Consider the following 17,775-nt stretch of genomic DNA (forward strand, 5'->3'; position numbering starts at 1 on the left):
CGAGCGGCGGGGCCGCCAGGTGGAAGGCGAGCACGGACCAGAAGACGCTGAACGCCGCGAAGACGCACGCCCCGAGCAGCGCCGAGATCCGCAGCTCCCGGTGGACCGCGAGGAGCCGGGGAAGCCCGCCCAGGAGCCCGGCGTACGAGGTGTCCCCCCGCGACCCCAGCCGTTCGGGCAGTCGACGGGGGAGGACGAGGAGCAGCGCCGCCGTCGCCACGGCCGCCACCGCGTAGGCCACCCGCCAGCTGCCGCTCGCGTCGGCCACGGCGCCCGAGACCGTACGGGAGAGCGTCGAGCCCAGCGTCAGGCCCAGGCCCACCAGACCCACGACGCGGCCCTGCCGCCCGGGGCCGGCGAGCACCGCCGCCACCGGGGTGAGGATCTGCGGCAGCACCGTCGTGGTGGAGAGCGCGAGGGTCGCGAGCGCCAGGGTGACCACGTCGGGCGCCGCCGCCGCGACGAGCAGGGCGGTACTGGTCAGGGCGAGCAGCACCGAGGTGAGGCGGCGCAGCCGCGCGGAGTCGGCGAGCGGCACGAGCAGCAGGATGCCGAGCGCGTACCCGATCTGGGCGGCCGAGGCGATCAGCCCCGCCGTCCGCTCCGACACGTCCAGGCCGCGCGCCACGGCGGCGAGCAGCGGCTGCGGGAAGTAGATGTTGGCGACGGTGACCGCTCCCGCCACGGCGAGGAGCAGGACGTTCACGCGCGGGGCGGAGGTGGCGGGGGCGGGGGTGCGTGGGACCACGGAGGCCCTTCCGTACGGGGGAGGGGGACGCCTCCAGGCTCCCGGTCGCCACCCCGGCCGATCAAGATGTCATCATGAAACCGGCGTTGAGCCACACTCAACGATCAGTGGACGCCAAGGGGTGGGGCCGGTGCTCGAACGGTACGAACTGGAAGCGTTCCTCACGCTCGCCGAGGAACTCCACTTCGGGCGCACCGCCGAGCGCCTCGGCGTCTCCACCGGTCGGATCAGCCAGACCGTCAAGAAGCTGGAGCGCCGCGTCGGCACCCCGCTCTTCGCCCGCACCAGCCGCAGCGTCCGGCTCACCCCCGTCGGCCACGCCCTGTACGAGGACCTCCTGCCCGCCCACCGGCAGATGCGGGCCGCCCTCGAACGCGCCACCGCCGCCGGGCGAGGCGTCCACGGCAGGCTGCGCGTCGGCTTCGGCACCCCCTGGAGCGGCGAGCTGCTCACCGCCGCGGCCGAGGCCGTGACCGCGCTCCACCCGGGCTGCGAGATCACCGTCCGCGAAGTCCCCCTCGACGGCGGGGTCCGCGCCCTCCAGGACGGGACGCTGGACGTCCAGGACACCGCCTTCCCCGTGCGCGAGCCGGACCTGACCACTGGCCCCGTCCTCGTCACCGACGAGCGGGTGCTCCTCCTGCCCGTCGGCCACCCGCTGGCCGGCCGCGCGTCCCTCGGCCCGGAGGACCTCGCGGGCCTCGACCTGATCGCCCCCGGCGGTGCCGTACCCCGTTACTGGGTCGACCACCACTACCCGCGCAGCACCCCGTCCGGAGCCCCCGTCGGCCGGGGCCCGGCCGCCGCCACCTGGCAGGAGGTCCTCTCCCACGTGACCGCGGGCCGGGGCGCGTCCCCCGGTGCGGCCCGCGGCGCCCAGTACCATCCCCGCCCCGGCATCGCCTACGTCCCGGTGCGCGGCGTCCCGCCCCTGGAGTACGGCCTGGTGTGGCCGACCGCCTCCGACTCGGCTCTGCTCAGGGCCTTCGTGGCGGCGGTCAGCGCGGCCCCCTAGCCTTCCGGCCGTGCGACCAGGGTGCCCGCCAGATGGTCGTACGCCACGTGTGCGTGGAGGCGGACGCCGGTGACGAGGGTGTCGTCGTCCGCGTAGAAGTGCGGGTTGTGGTTGGTGACGAGCCCGCGCCCGCCCTCCACCGGAACCGGTCTGCCGGAGGCGTCCAGCGTGGCGTCCTGGACGCCCAGCATCACGTACAGACCGCCGAACCGGCCGATGAACTCGGAGACGTCGTCGTAGCCGAGCGTCGCACCCGTCTCCACGACGCGCTCCTCTCCGACCACTCGGCGGAGGGTCGGCAGCCCGGCCCCCACCCACGGCCCGCTGTTGTGCACGGGCGGCACGGACTGCAGGTACTCCACCGTGGCCGTCGCGCCGTACGCCGCCGCGGAGTGCTCGGCCAGCGTCGTCAGACGGCGCTGGACCTCCGCCATGTCGGACTCCACGACGCAGCGGACCGTGCCCCACAGGGTCACGGTCTGGCCGATGATGTTGAAGCGGCCCACGTCCTCGACGTGCCCGATCGTCACCGTCACCGGGTCGAAGGCCGAGACCTGCCGGTAGAGCTGGCCGATGCCCGTGAGGACCGCGCCGACCGCCGGCATCGGGTCGGTTCCCTCCCAGGGCGTGGAGCCGTGCACCTGCTTTCCGTTGACGACGATACGGACCAGGGTGGAGGCGCCGTACTGGTTGCCGACCCTGTATCCCACGTACCCCTTCGGATACGGCGTCACGTGCATGCCGAAGGCCATCGTCGGCACCGGTCCGGCGAAGGCGCCCGCCTCGACCATCGCCCGCGCCCCGCCCTCCTCCGTCACCGGCGGGCCCTCCTCGGCGGGCTGGAACACGAAGAGGACCGTGCCGGGAAGCCGCTCCCGGACACCCGCGAGCACCGTCGCCGCACCCATCAGCATCGCCGTGTGGCAGTCGTGCCCACACGCGTGCGACACGGGGAACGGGCCGCCCGGATACTCGGCGTCCACCGCCTCGGAGGCGAAGTCCGCCCCGCACAGGTCCCTCACCGGCAGCGCGTCCATGTCCGCCCGCAGCGCCACGACCCGCCCGCCGTCCGGTGCCGCCCCGCGCAGGACGCCCACGACCCCGTGCCCCGCGATGCCCGTACGGACCTCGTCGAGACCCAGGGCGCGCAGGTGGTCCGCCACCAGACGGGCCGTGTTCACCTCCCGGTTGGACAGCTCCGGATGCCGGTGCAGATGGTGCCGCCAGGCCACCACCCGACCGGCCGCCCCGGCCGCCCGCCCGTCCAGTTCGTCGTGGATCGCCTCGCTGCCCAACGGGACTCCCTCTCGTACCGGAACCGTGTGCCACCAGCCTGCCACCCGGGAGGTGCGGGACGAGGCACGGACCGCCCGGGTCGGCCGTTCGGACAGCGCGGCACCGGTCAGGCCGGGGCGCTCACCGCCTCCGGGCCGCTCCGCGCGATGATGGCCGCCGTGTCCACGCCCGCCGGCAGCGTCCCGAAGGCGAGGCCCCGGTCTCCGTCGAGGCGGGAGGCGCAGAACGCGTCCGCGACCGCCGGGTGGCCGTGCCGGACGAGCAGGGAACCCTGGAGGACCAGGGCGAGGCGCTCGACAAGGCGTCGTGCCCCGTATGCCGCCGCGTCCGGGTCGCCGAGCCCCGCGAGGTCCTTGCGGAGGCCCGCGACCGCCGCGTCGAGCCGCCGGTCGGCGCCCGCGCCCCGGTCCACCTCCGCGAAGTACGCCTCCACCGCCTCCGGCTGACGGGACATCGCCCGCAGGACGTCGAGCGCGGCGACGTTCCCGGAGCCCTCCCAGATCGACGGCAGCGGCGACTCCCGGTAGAGCCTCGGCAGCCCCGAGTCCTCGACGTAGCCGTTGCCCCCGAGGCATTCGAGTGCCTCGGCGGCGTGCGCGGGGGCCCGCTTGCACACCCAGTACTTGGTGACCGCGAGACCGAGCCGGCGCAGCTGCTCCTCCTCGGCGTCACCGCGGGCGGCCCGGTCCACCGCCCCGGCCAGCCGCAGCGACGCGACCGTCGCGGCCTCCGCCTCCACGGCCAGGTCCGCGAGGACGTTCCGCATCAGCGGCTGGTCCACGAGGCGTGCCCCGAACGCCGCGCGGTGCGTGGCGTGGTGCACGGCCTGTACGAGCCCGAGGCGCATTCCGGAGGCCGAGCTGATGGCGCAGTCGAGCCGCGTCATGTTGACCATCCGGATGATGGTGGCCACCCCGCGCCCCTCCTCGCCGACCAGTCGGCCGAGGGCGCCCTCGTACTCGATCTCGGAGGAGGCGTTGGACCGGTTGCCCAGCTTGTCCTTGAGGCGCTGGAGCCGGATCGCGTTGCGGCTGCCGTCGGGCAGCACGCGGGGCACCAGGAAGCAGGACAGGCCGCCGGGGGCCTGCGCCAGGGTGAGGAAGACGTCCGACATCGGCGCCGAGGTGAACCACTTGTGCCCGGTCAGCGTGTACTGCCCGGGCTCTCCCGTCGGCACGGCACGGGTCGTGTTCGCCCGGACGTCCGAGCCGCCCTGCTTCTCGGTCATCGACATCCCGGCGATGATCCCGCGCTTCTCCGTCGGCACCCGCAGCCCGAAGTCGTACGCGGAGGAGGTGAGCAGCGGCTCGTACACCTCGGCGAGCTCGGGCTGGACGCGCAGCGCGGGCACCGCCGCGTACGTCATGGAGACCGGGCACAGGTGCCCCGCGTCGGCCTGCCCCCACACGAACACCTTGGCCGCACGCGCCACGTGCGCGCCCGGCCGCTCGTCGCGCCAGGGAGCGGCGCCCAGCCCGTGCCGTACGGCCACGTCCATCAGTTCGTGCCAGTACGGATGGAACTCGACCTCGTCGATCCGGTGGCCGTAGCGGTCGTGGGTGTGCAGCACGGGGGAGTGGCGCTCGGCGAGCCGGCCCCACTCCTGGGCCTCCTCGCCTCCCGCCTTCGCCCCGAGCTCACGGACCTCGGCCTCGGCCCAGCCCGCGCCCTCCCGGCGCAGCGCCTCCAGGAGCGCGGGGTCGGCGGAGACGTCGTGACCGGTCAGCGGCGGTACCTGGTTGGTGACCTCATGCGTGGTCGGCATCGGGAACTCCCAGTGCTCGCAGGGTGAACGTGACGAGTGCGGGTACGGTTTCGGGGCCGACGGACCCCTCCGCCAGCGGTCCGACGAGCGCCTCCGCGCCCGCCCCGACCAGCGCCGAGGCCGTCAGGGCCGCGTCCTGGGGCGGCAGCTCGCCCGAGCGCACGCCCTCCTGGACGCGCGCGGCGAACACGTCCCGGAACGCGCGCCGGAAGACCAGCCGCTCCGCGTCCACGGCCGGGTCGACCGGTTCGGCGAGCAGCGCGTAGGCGAGGCGCGGCGACTTCAGGGCCCGCTGGGCGAAGGTCTCGATCACGGCGACCACCCGCTCGGCCGCCGAACCGTGTCCGGGGTGCCCGGCCGCCTCGGACACGGCCGCCACCTCCCGGCTCACCACAGCCCTGAACAGTTCGACGGCGAGCTCGGCCTTGCTCGGGAAGTGGCGGTAGACGCTGCCGGTGGCGATTCCGGCGCGCGCGGCGACGGCGGCCATCGTGCAGCCCGCGTACCCCTGCTCGGCGAGCAGCTTGAGGGCCGCGTCGACGACCGACGCGCGCTGGGCGTCGAGCCGGGCCTGGACGGCGGGGGTACGTCGGTAGGGCATGGAAGGAGTGAAGCAGTGATTCACTGCTTCATCAAGGGGCCGGCCCAGGGCGTCCCCTTGACGTGGAGTTCCGGTCGTCAGCGGCCGGTCAGGTCGCGGAGCGCGAAGTCGTCCGGCAGCGGGGTGCCGAGCCCGTCGAGGGCCGCGACGAGTTTCTTCTCCTCGTACGTGAAGTGGGACTCCACGAGGGCCATGAGGCCGTCCAGCTCGCCGCGGACCCGCCGGGCCTCCGGCGGGTCGAGTTCGGTGCGCGGCTCGGACGGCAGGGCGTCCAGGAGGTTCTGGAGGCGGACCAGGATCTCCTCCACCTGCACGTGGTCGCGGGCCAGTTCGTCGAGCACGGGCCGCAGCGCCGGGTACGCCTCGGCGAGGACGGGGAAGACGCCCCGGTCCTCGGCGGTGTGGTGGCGGGTGAGCGCGGAGCAGAAGGCGAGGCAGTGCGCCCGCAGGTTTCGGGGGCGGACGCCGCCGGAGAGGAAGGAGTCCAGCTCCTCGCGGAGGCGGGCGAGCTCCTCGCGGAGCCAGAGGTGCACGTCGACGAGTTGGTTCCCGAACGCCGTGAGGCGGTCGGCCGGTTCGGAGGTGGTGGCCATGGGGCGCATGCTCCCAGCCGACGCGGGACGGCGCACGCCCCTTCCCCGAACGGGAAGGGGCGTGCGCCGGAGCGGTGGTGTGCTCAGCCGGTGAAGACCTCGGTCAGCGACCAGATCGCGAGGCCCGCCATGCAGACGCCGCCGATCCGCTGCACGGTCTTGAGGGGGACGCGCTTGGCGATGAAGCGGCCGGCGACCAGGGCGAGGGCGGAGACCGTCGTCAGGGCGGCGAACGAACCGATCGCCGTCGACCAGGTGCCGTTGGTGGCGGCCAGGTTCGCGGTGGTGATCTGGGTCAGGTCGCCCCACTCGCTGATGAAGACGGCCATGAAGGCGGTCGAGAAGACGGGCCAGAAGCCGCTGACCGTCCGGCCGCCCTCGTCGGCGTCGTCGTCATCGCCCCCGCCGCGCAGCAGCATGAAGGCGCCGAAGCCGAACATCAGGGCCGATACCAGCTTGACGGACCAGCCCGGGAGCAGCCCGAGCAGGCTGCCGGCGCCCACCGCGATGGCGACGTGGGCCAGGAAGGCGGTGGAGGTGCCGATCCACACGTACAGCGGACGCATGCGCGTGCCCATGGCGAGGGACGCGAACATCGTCTTGTCGGGAAGCTCGGCGAGGAAGATCAGCCCGAAGGCGGTGAGGATCGCCAAGGGGTCGAGGTGCATACCGGGGCTCTCTGCTCGGTCCGGGCCCCGCGGCTCCGCACGACACCTCGGTGGGCGACGGGAGGACCACTCGGCCCGGCATGACGGACCACGCCCACGGGAACGCGGACGCGGCTGTTGCCTGGCCGAAGGTCTCGCCCGTCCACGTGATCCGCGGACCCGGTCACCGGGAACCCGAGGGCTCCAGTGTGTCGACGACCGGTTCGCAGGGCTACTCCCCTTCGCTGTCGCCCAGTGTAACGGACGAGAGCGCGCAGATGAGTAGACACTGTCTACTCGATCTTGGTAGACAGTGTCCATGTCACTGAAAGAGAACGAGGACGGGCTGCGCGACCGGCTCGTCAGGGTCGGCGTCGAGCTGGTGAACGCCGAGGGCGCCCAGGCCCTCTCGCTCCGCGAGATCGCCCGCCGCGCCGGCGTCTCCCACGGAGCCCCACGGCGGTACTTCCCCACCCACCTGGAACTGCTCTCCGCCATCGCCCGCCAGGGCTTCGCCGAACTGGCCGCCCGCGTCGCCGAGGAGGACCCCGAAGGGGCCACGGCTCGCGAACGGATCGGGGTCCTCGCCCGTGTCTACCTCGACTACGCCGGCACCCGGCGCGGCATGTACGAGCTGATGTTCCGGCACGACCTCCTCGAGAGCGGACGGCTCGGGCTGCGCGAGACCAGCCTGCCGCTCTTCGCCCACCTCACCGGGCTCGTCGCCCGCGTCCGTCCGGCGGCCGACCCCGCCCTCCTCGCCGGCGTCCTCTGGGCCAACCTGCACGGCCTCGCGCAGCTCTGGCACTGGGGCAGCCTCCGCCTCGCCACCGGCGGCGACGACCCGGGCCCCCTGCTGGCCGCCGCGCTCGACGCGCACCTCGGCCCCGCGGAGCCCGCCCCGTGAACCGCACCCTCGCCTGCAGCGTCGTCGGCGCCGCCGTCGTCGCCCTCGACGGCACGGTCCTGACCGTCGCCCAACCCGCCCTCCAGCGCGACCTGGGCGCCGAGGTCGGCCAGGTGCAGTGGACCAGCACCGGCTACCTCGTCGCCGTCGCGAGCCTCCTCGTCCTCGCGGGCCGCCTCGGCGACCGGTGCGGCCACCACCGGGTCTTCGCCGTCGGCGCCCTCGGCTTCGCCGCCGCCTCCACCGGCATCGCCCTGGCCCCCGGCATCGGCACCGTGATCGCGCTCCGCGTGCTCCAGGGCGTCTGCGGGGCGCTCCTCCAGCCCGCCACCCTCGGCATGCTGCGCACCGCCTTCCCGCCCGAGCGGCTGGCGACCCCGATCGCCGTACGCACCGCCGCCATCGGCCTCGCCGCCGCGACCGGCCCCCTCGTCGGCGGCGCGCTGGTCTCCTCGTACGGCTGGCGCGCGGTCTTCCTCCTCGGCGTCCCCCCGACCCTCGCCATCGGCCTTCTCGCCCTGACCTCACCGACCCACCGACGGCCGGATTCCCCCGACGGGAGGGGACCCGACCCCCTCGGCGCCCTGCCCTCGCCGGACCACCGCCCGACGTCCGGCCCCGCCGTGCCTGCCCCGCTCGGTACCCCGGCCTCGCCGGACCGCCCAGCGGCGGGCTCTGCCGACTGCCCGGCGTCCGGCCCCGCCGCGGCCGACCCGCTCTGCGCCCCTGCCTCGCCGGGGCGCCCACCGACGGATTCCCCCGACCGCCCGGCGTCCGGCCCCGTCGCGCTCGACCCGTTCGGGGCCCTTCTGCTCGCCGCCGCGCTCGGGCTGCTCGTCCACGGTCTCGACGAGGCGTCCCGTCCCGGTGGCATCGGTGCCGCCGTCCTCGCCTGGGGCGCGGCTCTCGGCGCCGGGACGGCCTTCGCGCGGCACGAGCGGCGCGTCGCCGACCCGTTGCTGCCCCCGGCGCTGCTCCGGAGCATGCCGGTCGTCGCGGGGCTCACCGTGCTCCTCGCGGCCTCCGCGGCCCTCTTCGGCGCGCTCTTCGTGGCGACGTACTTCCTCCAGGACGTCCAGGGGCTCGACCCCCTCGACTGCGCGCTGCGCGTCCTGCCCCTCGCCGTCCTCATGGTCCTCGGCGCGCCGCTCTGCCCGCCGCTCCAGCGCCGCTTCGGCCCCCGCCGCACCGCCACTGCCGGGGCCGGGCTGCTCACGCTCGGGGTCCTGCTGCTCTCCCGGCTCGACGTGACGGCCGGCGCGGCCCCCGTCGGCGTCGCCTCCGCGCTTCTCGGCGCCGGGTTCGTCACGCTCATGGTCACCGCGACCTCCGTGGTCGTGCACCGCGCCCCCGAGGCCCACGCCGGGGTCGCCGGCGGTCTCCAGCAGACCGCGATGAACGTCGGCCCGGCGCTCGGCGTCGCCACCGCGACCCTCCTCCTCGCCCTCGTGCCCGACGGCGGCTTCGTACCGGTCCGGGGCGTCGCGCTCCCGGTCCTGGCGGTGATCGCCGCGCTCGCCGTCCCGGCCGCCCTGGCCCTGCCCGGCCGGGCCGACCGCCGTGGGACACGCCCGGACCCGACGGCACCCCGGCCCGGCGGACGGCCCTGCGTACGATCATGAGATGCCCGCAGCCGGTCACCGCCGTCCCCCCGGCACGGCGGCGCGCACCCAGTTCAACCTCGGTCGCGCGCTGCCCTTCCTGGTCATGGTCCTGACGGTCGCAGCCGATCTGCTCACCCCCGACCGGGAGCGTTTCGACCGGCTCCTCGTCGCCGCGCCCGCGCTCGCCGCCGTCACCTGGAGCGTGCGCGGGACCGTCGGCATCGGGCTGCTCGCCATGGCCGTCCGCGTGCTCCTCGCTCCGAGCCGGGAGGTGACGTCCGCCACCGAACTCATCGCCAGCGAGACGGTGCTCGCCGCGGCGACCGCCGCCGCGGCCTGGGTCAGCCGGGCCAGGACCCGCTACGAACGGGACCTGCGGGAGGTGACCGCCGTCGCCGAGGTCGTCCAGCGGGTCGTCCTGCGCCCGCTGCCCGAGCGCCTCGGCCGCTTCGACCTGCACCTGCTGTACGTCGCGGCCGCGGCCAAGGCGAGGATCGGCGGCGACTTCTACGAGGCCGTCAGGATCCCCGGCGCGGTGCGCGTCATGCTCGGCGACGTCCAGGGGAAGGGCCTCGGCGCCGTCGAGACCGCCTCCGTCCTGCTCGGCTCCTTCCGCGCCGCCGTCAACGAGGCCCGCGACCTCGCGGACCTCGCGGACCGGCTCGACGAGGGCCTCGCCCGCTACGGAGCCTGGGACCCGGACTCCGACGCCGCCGAACGCTTCGCCACCGTCGTCCTGGTGGAGCTCCCCGACGGCCGTGACGTCGCACGGCTCCTCAGCTGCGGCCACCCCGCCCCGCTGCTCCAGCGGGCGACCGGCGTCGAGCCCGTGCACTTCGCCGACCCCTCCCTGCCCGTCAACCTCGCCGGTCTCGCCGACAGCCACCACCGGATCGAGGAGGTGCCCTTCGGGCCGGGGGACCGGCTGCTCCTCTACACCGACGGCGTCAGCGAGACCCGCGACCGGGCCGGCACCTTCTACCCGCTGGAGCCGCGCCTGCGGGGCTGGGCCCGGGAGCCGGCCGCGGAGCTGCCCGCGCTCCTCCACCGGGACCTCGCCGCCTACGGGGCGGACGGCCTCGACGACGACGTGGCCGCCGTCCTCGTGGTCCGCCCGCCCGCAGGTCCTGTCTGACCATTCCCCCTGACGGGGCCTGCCGCTCAGTCGCGCGCCGGCACCGGCCGGAACGTGCCCCCGTACATGGGCAGCTCGATCCGGTCGCCGTAGCGGGCGAGCTGGGCCCAGGGCCGGTTGATGCCGGCGGAGCCGTACGCACGGACGCGGGTGACGGTGTCGAGGTCGAGGACGTCGACGAGGACCTCCTCGCCGGTCCCCGCCTGCTGCCGGACGGTCCCCTCCGGGTCGACGATGACGCTGGCGCCGACTCCGGCCGGGTCGGCGGCGTTGACGTTGACGACGTACACCTGGTTCGTCCAGGCGTTGGCCCGGGCGCAGACCAGTTCCATCTCCCGGTCGCGGGTGGTGGTCAGCGTCGGCTGGATGATCACCTCGGCGCCCAGCCAGGCCAGCTGGCGCGCGGTCTCCGGGAACGAGCCGTCGTAGCAGATGGCGAGCCCCGCGCGGCCGATGCCGGGCAGGTCGAAGACGACGAACTCGCTGCCGGGCCGCGTCTGCTCGTACGGCTGCCAGGGGAAGACCTTGCGGTAGCGGGCGGCGATCTCGCCCTCGGGGGAGACGGCGAGGGCCGTGTTGTAGACGTGGCCGTCGTCGGCCTGCTCGTAGACGCTGCCGGGGACCAGCCAGAGCTCGGTCTCACGGGCCAGGGCGCCGAGCCGGTCCGTCAGCGGGCCGGGGATCGGCACGGCGGCCTCCCGCATCCACTCCGCGCGGGACTGGAGCAGCGGAGCCTCCGCGGAGAGCAGCAGCTCCGGGACGACGACGAGCTGGACGTGCGGGAAGGTGTCGCGTACCGCGCGGACCTGGTCGGCGAACCGTTCCCAACTGGCCTTCGGGTCGTGGGCGACGGGCGTGGTCTGGAGGGCGGCGAGGGCGAGGGTGCGCATGGGTGTCAGTTCTCCGTGACGGACAGGGTGGTGACGGCCGTGCGGCCGTCCTGGAAGAAACGGCGGTGGCGGATGCGGACGAGCAGCATCACGACGCCGCCGAGGACGATCGAGCCGACGCCGAGGAGGAAGACCCCGCCGACCCCGCCGACCGACGTGGAGCCGTAGCCGGGGTCGGCCATGTCGTAGGCGCTGCGGACGAACGCCGCCAGCATCATCAGGCCGCCGGTCGCCGGCAGGACGCCCTTGACCAGCAGGTCGCGCGGGGAGTCCCGCAGCTGCCGGCGGAAGTACCAGGCGCAGGCGAAGCCGGTGACGCCGTAGTAGAAGGCGATCAGGAGGCCGATCGACAGGATGGCGTCGCCGAGGAAGTCGGCGGAGACCAGGGTGAGCAGGACCAGGGCGACGGCCGCCACGGCTCCGCAGAACACCGTCCCGAAGGCGGGGGTGCGGAAGCGCGGGTGCATGCGGCCGAAGGCGGCGGGCAGGGCGCCGTGCGCGCTCATCGAGAGCGTGCTCCGGGGGGTGGAGCCCGCGCAGGTCAGCAGGGCACCGACGGCCGAGACGGCGATGGCGAGCGTGACGACCCGGCTCGCGGCGCCGCCGAGCACGGCGGGCGCGAGGTGGGTGAGGACGTCGGCCGCGTTCTCCTCGTCGCCCAGCCCGAGCCCGCCGGTGCCGGTCCCGGCGAAGGAGATCGCGGCGAACGCGGTGAAGAGATAGGTGACGAGCAGGATCAGGGTGGAGACGATCGCGGCCCTGCCGGGCGTGCGGCCGCTGTCGACGGTCTCCTCGTTGAAGGTGATCAGGGCGTCCCAGCCCCAGTAGACGAACAGGCAGAGGAGCACGGCCTCGGCGAAGGAGCCGAAGTCGTCGAAGGCGAAGGGGTCGATCCAGCTCGGGGACGGGGTGGCGGCGCCGTCCCGGGCGAAGGCCGCGACGCCGAAGGCGAGCAGTGCGAGGAGCTGGAGGCCGAGCATCGCGTACTGCACGTGGGCGGCGAGCTGGATGCCCCGGTAGGCGACGACGACGACCAGGGCGAGCAGGAGGACGGCGACGGCGGTCACGGCGAAGGTGCTGCCGGCCGCCGCGTCGAGCCCGAGGAAGGCGAGCAGCGCGGAGGCTCCGACCTGGGCGAGTGCGGTCATCGCGAGGACGGTCGCGACCAGGACCGTCCAGCCGCCCGCCACCCAGCCGACGGCCGGGCCGAACGCCCGAGTGTTCCACACGAAGGTCGTGCCGCAGTCCGGCATGCGCCGGTTCAGCTCCCGGAAGGCGAAGGCCGTGAGGAGGATCGGCACGAAGCCGAGGATCAGGGCGGCCGGGGCCCGGTCGCCGACCACGAGGGTCACCAGGCCCAGGGTGATCGCGATGCTGTAGGCGGGGGCCACGGAGGCGAGCCCGAGGGCCGTCGTGGCGAGGAGACCGACGGAGTCGCCTCGCAGCCCCTTCCCGGGGGGCGGTGCCGAAGGGGGTGGCATGTCGGATGCGCGGGTCATGAGGGCCTCCTGGTGAGGGGCGTGCGGACGCTCCGCTTTCGTTAAACGGAGATTTAAGGAATCGCACGTGGTGCGGTCAAGGCCTGGAGCTGTATCTTTTGGTTTCGATTTAGTTCACGAGATGGTGGAGGGGTCCCGGTGGCGCGGAACAAGGACCAGGAGGCCCGGCGTGCCCAGCTGGGCGAGGCCGCGGCGCGGGCCCTGCTCAACCGCGGGCTCGAAGGACTCCGGCTGAGGGACGTCGCCGAGGAGGCCGGGGTCACACCGGCCGCGGTCCTGTACTACTACGAGGACCTCGACGCCCTGATGTACGAGACCTTCCAGCAGGCCATGGAACGGTTCTGCCGGGAACGCGAGGCGGCGGCCGAGCGGCACGCCGACGCCCGGGAGCGGCTCACCACCTGCATCGCGTCCGGAGTGGCGTCGGGCCCCCAGGACCGGCTGCCCCGACTGCTGTTCGAGTACTGGCCCCGCACGCTCCGCGACCCGAAGGCCGCCGCCCTCGACAGCGTCCTGACGGAGCGCCAGATCGGCGTCTACCAGGGGATCCTGGTGCTCGGCGAGGCCCAGGGCCACTTCACCCTGACGGACCCCGCCCGCCTCGTCGCCGCCAACTTCGTGGCGATGGAGGACGGCTACCAGATGGACGTGCTCGCCGGCCGCCGCTCACCCCGCGAGGTGATCACCGCCCTCCACTCCTACGCCCGCGCGGCGACCGGATACCTGCCGGACGCGCCTTAGCCTGTTCTTTGTCTTCGGCGGTCCGCGACTGGGTCGGGCGGGCCCATGAAGGCGTCGAGCTCTTCGATGATCTTGCGGAGCTCGCGGGCTCCACGAGGCGACATGGCTCGGATCACGCCGTCGAGTAGGGCACGGCCTTCGAGAGGGTTGCCGCAGCAGTACCAGTGCACGTCGCCGAACTCGTCGTCGTGCCAGAGCTCGCGCGCGGGCCTGTGGACGTAGTCCTTCCATAGGCGCAATGCCGCACTGGTGTCCCCCGGTTGGAGGTAGTTCCGCGTGCGTTCAAGGCGAACGATCTCGGACAGCGCTCGCGGGGAGAGGCGGTCGATGGCCGGCCTTGAGCGCTGTGACTGCTGCCGGACCGGGGCTCCGGCCCGAATGCGTCCTGGCCGTCTACGCGGCATGGACCTTTCGGTTGGTCGTCATGCCGCACATGGTGCCACAAGGTCGAACGGTGTCTCGAACGGGTTCGCTCGCCCGGGGGTTCGCCGGACGTGGGGCGGCCTTCGTCTGATCATGTGCTCCGACCGAGGAGTACACGTGCCACGACGAAGGCCGTGAGGGTGAGTCTGCTGCACCACGATGTCCGGCGGGAGGCGTTCGCGGATGCGTCACGCTTCCGGGGAGAGTTCTACGAGTGCCTGACCGCCCGGCGTGATGAACTGTTCGAACTGGCCGACGCACTGCTGTGCGTCGAGGGGCCGGTGGTCTCGCCGGTGGATCCGACGGTGGTGCCTGAGCACCGGCGTGGGCACGGAGCGTTGTACGGAGCCCTCAACACGGCCGGACCAACGTCGAGCGGCCGCGGACGCTGCTGGCCGGGCTGCCGCTGCCGCGGTTCGAGGGCGGGCGCCTGGTGCCGGCGGTCGATGTGTCGCCGTGGTTGCGGTCGGACGTGCCCTGCTCGGCGGACGGGCTGTTCTGCCACGTCTACGGGCGGGCGAAGTCCGCGTCGCAGTTCATCCCGGGCCGGCCCCACTCCTTCGTCGCTGTCCTGGAGCCCGGTGCCACATCGTGGACCGGGATCCTGGACGTGGTCCGGCTCGGGCCTGAGGACGACGCGACCGCGGTCACCGTCGCCCAGTTGAGGGCCGCGGTCGAGCGGCTCATCGCCGCCGGCCAGTGGACGCCCGGCGACCCGGACATCACGATCGTCATGGACGCCGGTTACGGCGTCACCCGACTGGCCTGGGTACTACGGGATCTCCCCGTCGAGCCGGTCGGGCGCATCGGCAGCGACCGGGTGATGCGTCTGCCGAAACCACCGAGGACGCACGGTGTCAACGGCCGGCCGCCCAAGCATGGGCCAGAATTCCGCTTCGCCAGGCCCGAGACCTGGCCCGAACCGGCGATCACCACGGCCACCGCGACCATGAACTACGGCAAGGCCGAGACCCAGGCGTGGGACCGGGTCCACCCGAGAGCCCGTCCTGAACAAGGTCAGTGTCCCGCGTCTCGGGACCGGCAGGCCACGCACCCGGCCCGATCGCGTGCGGGCCGACAAGGCCGACTACCGCGAGCGCCACGCGCCAGTACCTTCGCGATCGGTCTGCGGCCCTTCACTGATCCTCCGCCTCGAACGCCTGGGCGACGGCGAGGCTGTCCTCGTAGACATGGTGCCGGGTGACAAGGCCGTCTTCAACGGTGAGGTGCAAAGCGAACCGGGCGTGATACGCACGTCCGGTGGGCCGGGCGGTCTGGCGGATCTCGCCGAGTACGACCGCGTCGTTTCCGTCGATGAGGATGCGCTCGATCTCGGTCGCCACATGCTCGGGCATGTGGTGCTCGGCAAGCTCGCGATAGTGCGCGGCTGCGTCGGCCCGGGATGACCGGTGACGGATCCACGGGGTGGCGGCACGACCGTGTTCGGCCTCCGGCCAGTCCAGCCTCCAGTCGCTCTGCTCGGCATACAGCTCGGCAATGTGCTCGGGGTCGCTCCCGCCGATCCTGTGCAGCAGTTCTTCAACCACGGCGCGCGTGTTCATAGGTGCGGCTATGGACATGGCTGCCCCCTCCGTCCTGGTCCGCGTGCTGTCGACGCGGAGAGATCACGAATCCTGTCAAGGCGGGCAGGCGGAGGCCATTACCTCTGAAGTAATCCGACTCCATCACCCAAGATCGACTCTCGAAACAGGCCCTAGAACCTGTCCGGCCCTGATCCGGCCTGATCGACAAGACTCCCCCTGGCGGCAACCCGGATCGCCAAACATCGTGCCCGGGGCGGCTTGTGTCGTTGCCGCCCGGTTGCGCGTCCCGTGCGCCGTTCGTGCGCTCTGGTCGCTCCGTTCCCGGTACGTGAGGCTTGCGACCGTCCGCAGAGCGGACCGCCAGCAGCCAGTCGAGAGGAAACAGGTGCCCGTGCCCCAGGACAACCCCTTCGCCAACGGATCGTCCGAAGAGTTCCCCGGTTTCCCGGGCACCACGACGGGCCTCACCGCCGCCGAGGCCTCCCGCCTCACCGGCCGCGGCCTTTGGGCCGCCGACGGCACCGTCGACCCCGACGTCGTCCGCCTCGGCCGGACCCTCGCCACCGCCCTCCTGAACGGAAGCGGTGACGGCCCCCGGGCCCTGCTCCCCGCCGAACTCGCCGCGCGCGTCGAGGAGGTACGGGACCTCGCCCTGCCCGCGTACCACCGTATCGAGGCCACGGACGGCATCCGCCTCTCCGCCCTCAGCCTCCGCCAGTCGGCCCCCGGCCCCCACCCGCTCGTCGTCGTCCCGGCCGGCTGGACCCCCTACGGCTGGCCGCTGTTCCTCTGGTCCTACCTCGACCTCGCCCGCAGGGGCTACCACGTCCTCGCCTACACGCCCCGCGGCCTCGGCATCCCCGGACTGCCCTCCACCTCCGAAGGCCTCGTCGACATCGCCGGACCCCACGACTGGGCCGACGGCTCCGCCGTCATCGACTTCGCGATCGAACACCTCGCCCCGAGCGCGATCGGCTTCCTCGGCGAGTCCTACGGCTCCGGCATCAGCCAGCTCGTCGCCGCCCACGACGACCGCGTCACCGCCGTCGTCGCCCTCAGCACCTGGGGGAACCTCGCCACCAGCCTCTACGACCACGGCACCCGCCACCTCGCGGCCGTGAAGGCCCTCCTCGCGCTCACCGGCGGCCCGGTGGAGAGCAAGTTCGACAAGGCGAACCAGGAGGTCCTGGCCGACTTCCTCGCCGACCGGAACCTCGACCGGTTCGTCGAGTGGGGCCGGCTGCGCGCCCCCGAGTCGTACCTCCACCGCACCAACGAGAACGAGACCCCCACCTTCTTCTCGAACACCTGGCACGAGGGCCTCTTCGCAGTCAACCAGCTCCTGGCGACCTTCGACGGCCTCGAGGTCCCCAAGCGGCTCAACCTCTGGATCGGCGACCACACCGCCCCCGAGGGCCCGGGACTCGTCGGCACGGAGCCCGGCAGGGCGAACCTCCCCCTGGCCGAGGCGTACGCCTGGCTCGACCACCACCTCAAGGGCGAACGCAACGGCGTCGAGGACTGGGAACAGGTCTGCGGCCAGGTGATGTTCACGTACGTCACCGAACCCGTCCTCGACCCCGGCACCGGCACGCCGACCGGCGAGAACCGCGTCGTCGAAGAGGCGTCCCGCGAGAGCCGCGCCGACTGGAGCCGCGTCACCACCGGCGTCGAGGTCTTCGGCCTCACCGGCGACGGCGCCGGCGGCACCGACGGCCGGCTCCTCCCCGCGGGCGAGACGACGGCTCCCTCCGAGGTCACCGGCTGGCGCCGGGCGTTCCTCGCGGGCGTGGACACCGAGGCCACCGTCATGGACGGCCTCATGAGGACCGGTCAGGCGGAACGCGCCGGCAACCCCAAGACCTACGACACCCGCAAGATCGACCGCCGGCACGCCGTCGTCTGGACCACCGCACCGCTCACCCCCCTGGCGGGCGACGGCGCGGCCGGCCGTCGCGTCCGGGGCGTCCCGCGGCTGCGCCTCACGGTCCGCTCCACGGCCGGCTCCGCCGGTCTCGTCGCCCATCTCTTCGACGTCGCCGAGGACGGCACGGCCCGGATCATCACCCACGAGCCGCTCAACGTGTACGGGCTGACGCCCGACCAGGACCGCACCGTGACCTGGCGGCTCCAGGCCGCCGCGTACGACATCCCCTCGGGACACCGCCTGATGCTGGTCGTCGACAGCAAGGACCCGCTGTACGGGGACGCCTCCGTGACCTGGACGCAGACCACCCTCAGCTCCCCGGAGGGCGCGCCGGCCTTCCTCGAACTGCCGCTGGGCTGAGACCGGAGGCCGCGCCGTGGGTGCCCGGCGGCCGGATCCTGATCGACTGCACCAACGCGGTCGGTCCGGGCCCGGTCCTC

15 protein-coding genes and 1 pseudogene are annotated in these 17,775 nt (G+C 73.5%); 7 read left to right on the top strand and 9 right to left on the bottom strand.

Going from position 1 to position 17,775, the window contains the following annotated elements; all coding sequences use genetic code 11:
- Window positions 1-748 (bottom strand): MFS transporter (locus tag ABZ318_RS33915; protein ID WP_356906281.1); only part of this gene is annotated, 748 nt, incomplete at its 3' end.
- A 130-nt stretch (window positions 749-878) separates the two neighbouring features.
- Between ABZ318_RS33915 and ABZ318_RS33920 the strand changes: the two genes are divergently transcribed.
- Entirely contained in the window at window positions 879-1,763 is an 885-nt protein-coding gene (locus tag ABZ318_RS33920) for a LysR family transcriptional regulator (RefSeq protein WP_356906282.1), read from the top strand.
- On the opposite strand, the gene ABZ318_RS33925 is transcribed toward ABZ318_RS33920, so the two are convergent.
- The 5 genes from ABZ318_RS33925 to ABZ318_RS33945 all read right to left on the bottom strand — a co-directional run bounded on the left by ABZ318_RS33925 (window position 1,760) and on the right by ABZ318_RS33945 (window position 6,686).
- The gene (locus ABZ318_RS33925; protein WP_356906283.1) at window positions 1,760-3,058 is read right to left on the bottom strand and encodes an amidohydrolase; all 1,299 of its coding nucleotides are present in this window, start codon (window positions 3,056-3,058) and stop codon (window positions 1,760-1,762) included. The two genes, ABZ318_RS33920 and ABZ318_RS33925, sit on opposite strands and share 4 nt — an antisense overlap.
- 107 nt (window positions 3,059-3,165) lie before the next feature.
- Window positions 3,166-4,824 (bottom strand): acyl-CoA dehydrogenase family protein, encoded by a 1,659-nt coding sequence (locus tag ABZ318_RS33930; protein ID WP_356906284.1) that lies wholly within the window; start codon window positions 4,822-4,824, stop codon window positions 3,166-3,168.
- Entirely contained in the window at window positions 4,808-5,425 is a 618-nt protein-coding gene (locus ABZ318_RS33935; protein WP_356906285.1) for a TetR/AcrR family transcriptional regulator, read from the bottom strand. Before ABZ318_RS33935 ends, ABZ318_RS33930 begins: the two co-directional genes overlap by 17 nt.
- Before the next feature lie 77 nt (window positions 5,426-5,502).
- Complete coding sequence (locus tag ABZ318_RS33940; RefSeq protein ID WP_356906286.1) at window positions 5,503-6,018, bottom strand: hemerythrin domain-containing protein; 516 nt, start codon at window positions 6,016-6,018, stop codon at window positions 5,503-5,505.
- A gap of 83 nt (window positions 6,019-6,101) precedes the next feature.
- Window positions 6,102-6,686, bottom strand: a complete 585-nt coding sequence (locus tag ABZ318_RS33945) for a TMEM165/GDT1 family protein (RefSeq protein WP_356906287.1) — start codon at window positions 6,684-6,686, stop codon at window positions 6,102-6,104.
- A gap of 298 nt (window positions 6,687-6,984) precedes the next feature.
- Between ABZ318_RS33945 and ABZ318_RS33950 the strand changes: the two genes are divergently transcribed.
- From ABZ318_RS33950 to ABZ318_RS33960, 3 genes are read left to right on the top strand one after another with little or no spacing between them, the layout of a single operon-like run.
- The gene (locus ABZ318_RS33950) at window positions 6,985-7,572 is read left to right on the top strand and encodes a TetR/AcrR family transcriptional regulator (protein ID WP_356906288.1); all 588 of its coding nucleotides are present in this window, start codon (window positions 6,985-6,987) and stop codon (window positions 7,570-7,572) included.
- Window positions 7,569-9,194 carry an MFS transporter gene (locus ABZ318_RS33955; RefSeq protein WP_356906289.1) on the top strand — a complete coding sequence of 542 codons (1,626 nt, stop codon included), beginning with the start codon at window positions 7,569-7,571 and terminating at the stop codon, window positions 9,192-9,194. The genes ABZ318_RS33950 and ABZ318_RS33955 overlap by 4 nt, the downstream gene beginning before the upstream one ends.
- Before the next feature lies 1 nt (window position 9,195).
- Complete coding sequence (locus tag ABZ318_RS33960) at window positions 9,196-10,311, top strand: PP2C family protein-serine/threonine phosphatase (RefSeq protein WP_356906290.1); 1,116 nt, start codon at window positions 9,196-9,198, stop codon at window positions 10,309-10,311.
- Window positions 10,312-10,337: 26 nt separating this feature from the next.
- Here ABZ318_RS33960 and ABZ318_RS33965 read toward each other — a convergent pair whose 3' ends face one another.
- Both ABZ318_RS33965 and ABZ318_RS33970 read right to left on the bottom strand, forming a co-directional pair.
- The gene (locus tag ABZ318_RS33965) at window positions 10,338-11,201 is read right to left on the bottom strand and encodes a carbon-nitrogen hydrolase family protein (protein WP_356906291.1); all 864 of its coding nucleotides are present in this window, start codon (window positions 11,199-11,201) and stop codon (window positions 10,338-10,340) included.
- Between the two features lie 5 nt (window positions 11,202-11,206).
- The gene (locus tag ABZ318_RS33970) at window positions 11,207-12,700 is read right to left on the bottom strand and encodes an APC family permease (RefSeq protein WP_356906292.1); all 1,494 of its coding nucleotides are present in this window, start codon (window positions 12,698-12,700) and stop codon (window positions 11,207-11,209) included.
- Window positions 12,701-12,838: 138 nt separating this feature from the next.
- Here ABZ318_RS33970 and ABZ318_RS33975 point away from each other — a divergent pair, with 138 nt between their 5' ends.
- Together ABZ318_RS33975 and ABZ318_RS33980 are read left to right on the top strand one after the other, a co-directional pair.
- Entirely contained in the window at window positions 12,839-13,441 is a 603-nt protein-coding gene (locus ABZ318_RS33975) for a TetR family transcriptional regulator (RefSeq protein ID WP_356906293.1), read from the top strand.
- A 563-nt stretch (window positions 13,442-14,004) separates the two neighbouring features.
- Window positions 14,005-14,864: pseudogene (locus ABZ318_RS33980) on the top strand (transposase); the annotation flags it as partial.
- Window positions 14,865-15,000: 136 nt separating this feature from the next.
- Here ABZ318_RS33980 and ABZ318_RS33985 read toward each other — a convergent pair.
- Window positions 15,001-15,444: a nuclear transport factor 2 family protein gene (locus tag ABZ318_RS33985; RefSeq protein WP_356906294.1), complete on the bottom strand. Its 444-nt coding sequence runs from the start codon at window positions 15,442-15,444 to the stop codon at window positions 15,001-15,003.
- 355 nt (window positions 15,445-15,799) lie between these two features.
- On the opposite strand from ABZ318_RS33985, the gene ABZ318_RS33990 reads away from it, so the two are divergent.
- The gene (locus ABZ318_RS33990; protein WP_356906295.1) at window positions 15,800-17,695 is read left to right on the top strand and encodes an alpha/beta fold hydrolase; all 1,896 of its coding nucleotides are present in this window, start codon (window positions 15,800-15,802) and stop codon (window positions 17,693-17,695) included.
- Window positions 17,696-17,775: the final 80 nt, after the last annotated feature.

It is taken from the genome of Streptomyces sp. NPDC006197, from assembly GCF_040613865.1.
GTDB lineage: Bacteria > Actinomycetota > Actinomycetes > Streptomycetales > Streptomycetaceae > Streptomyces.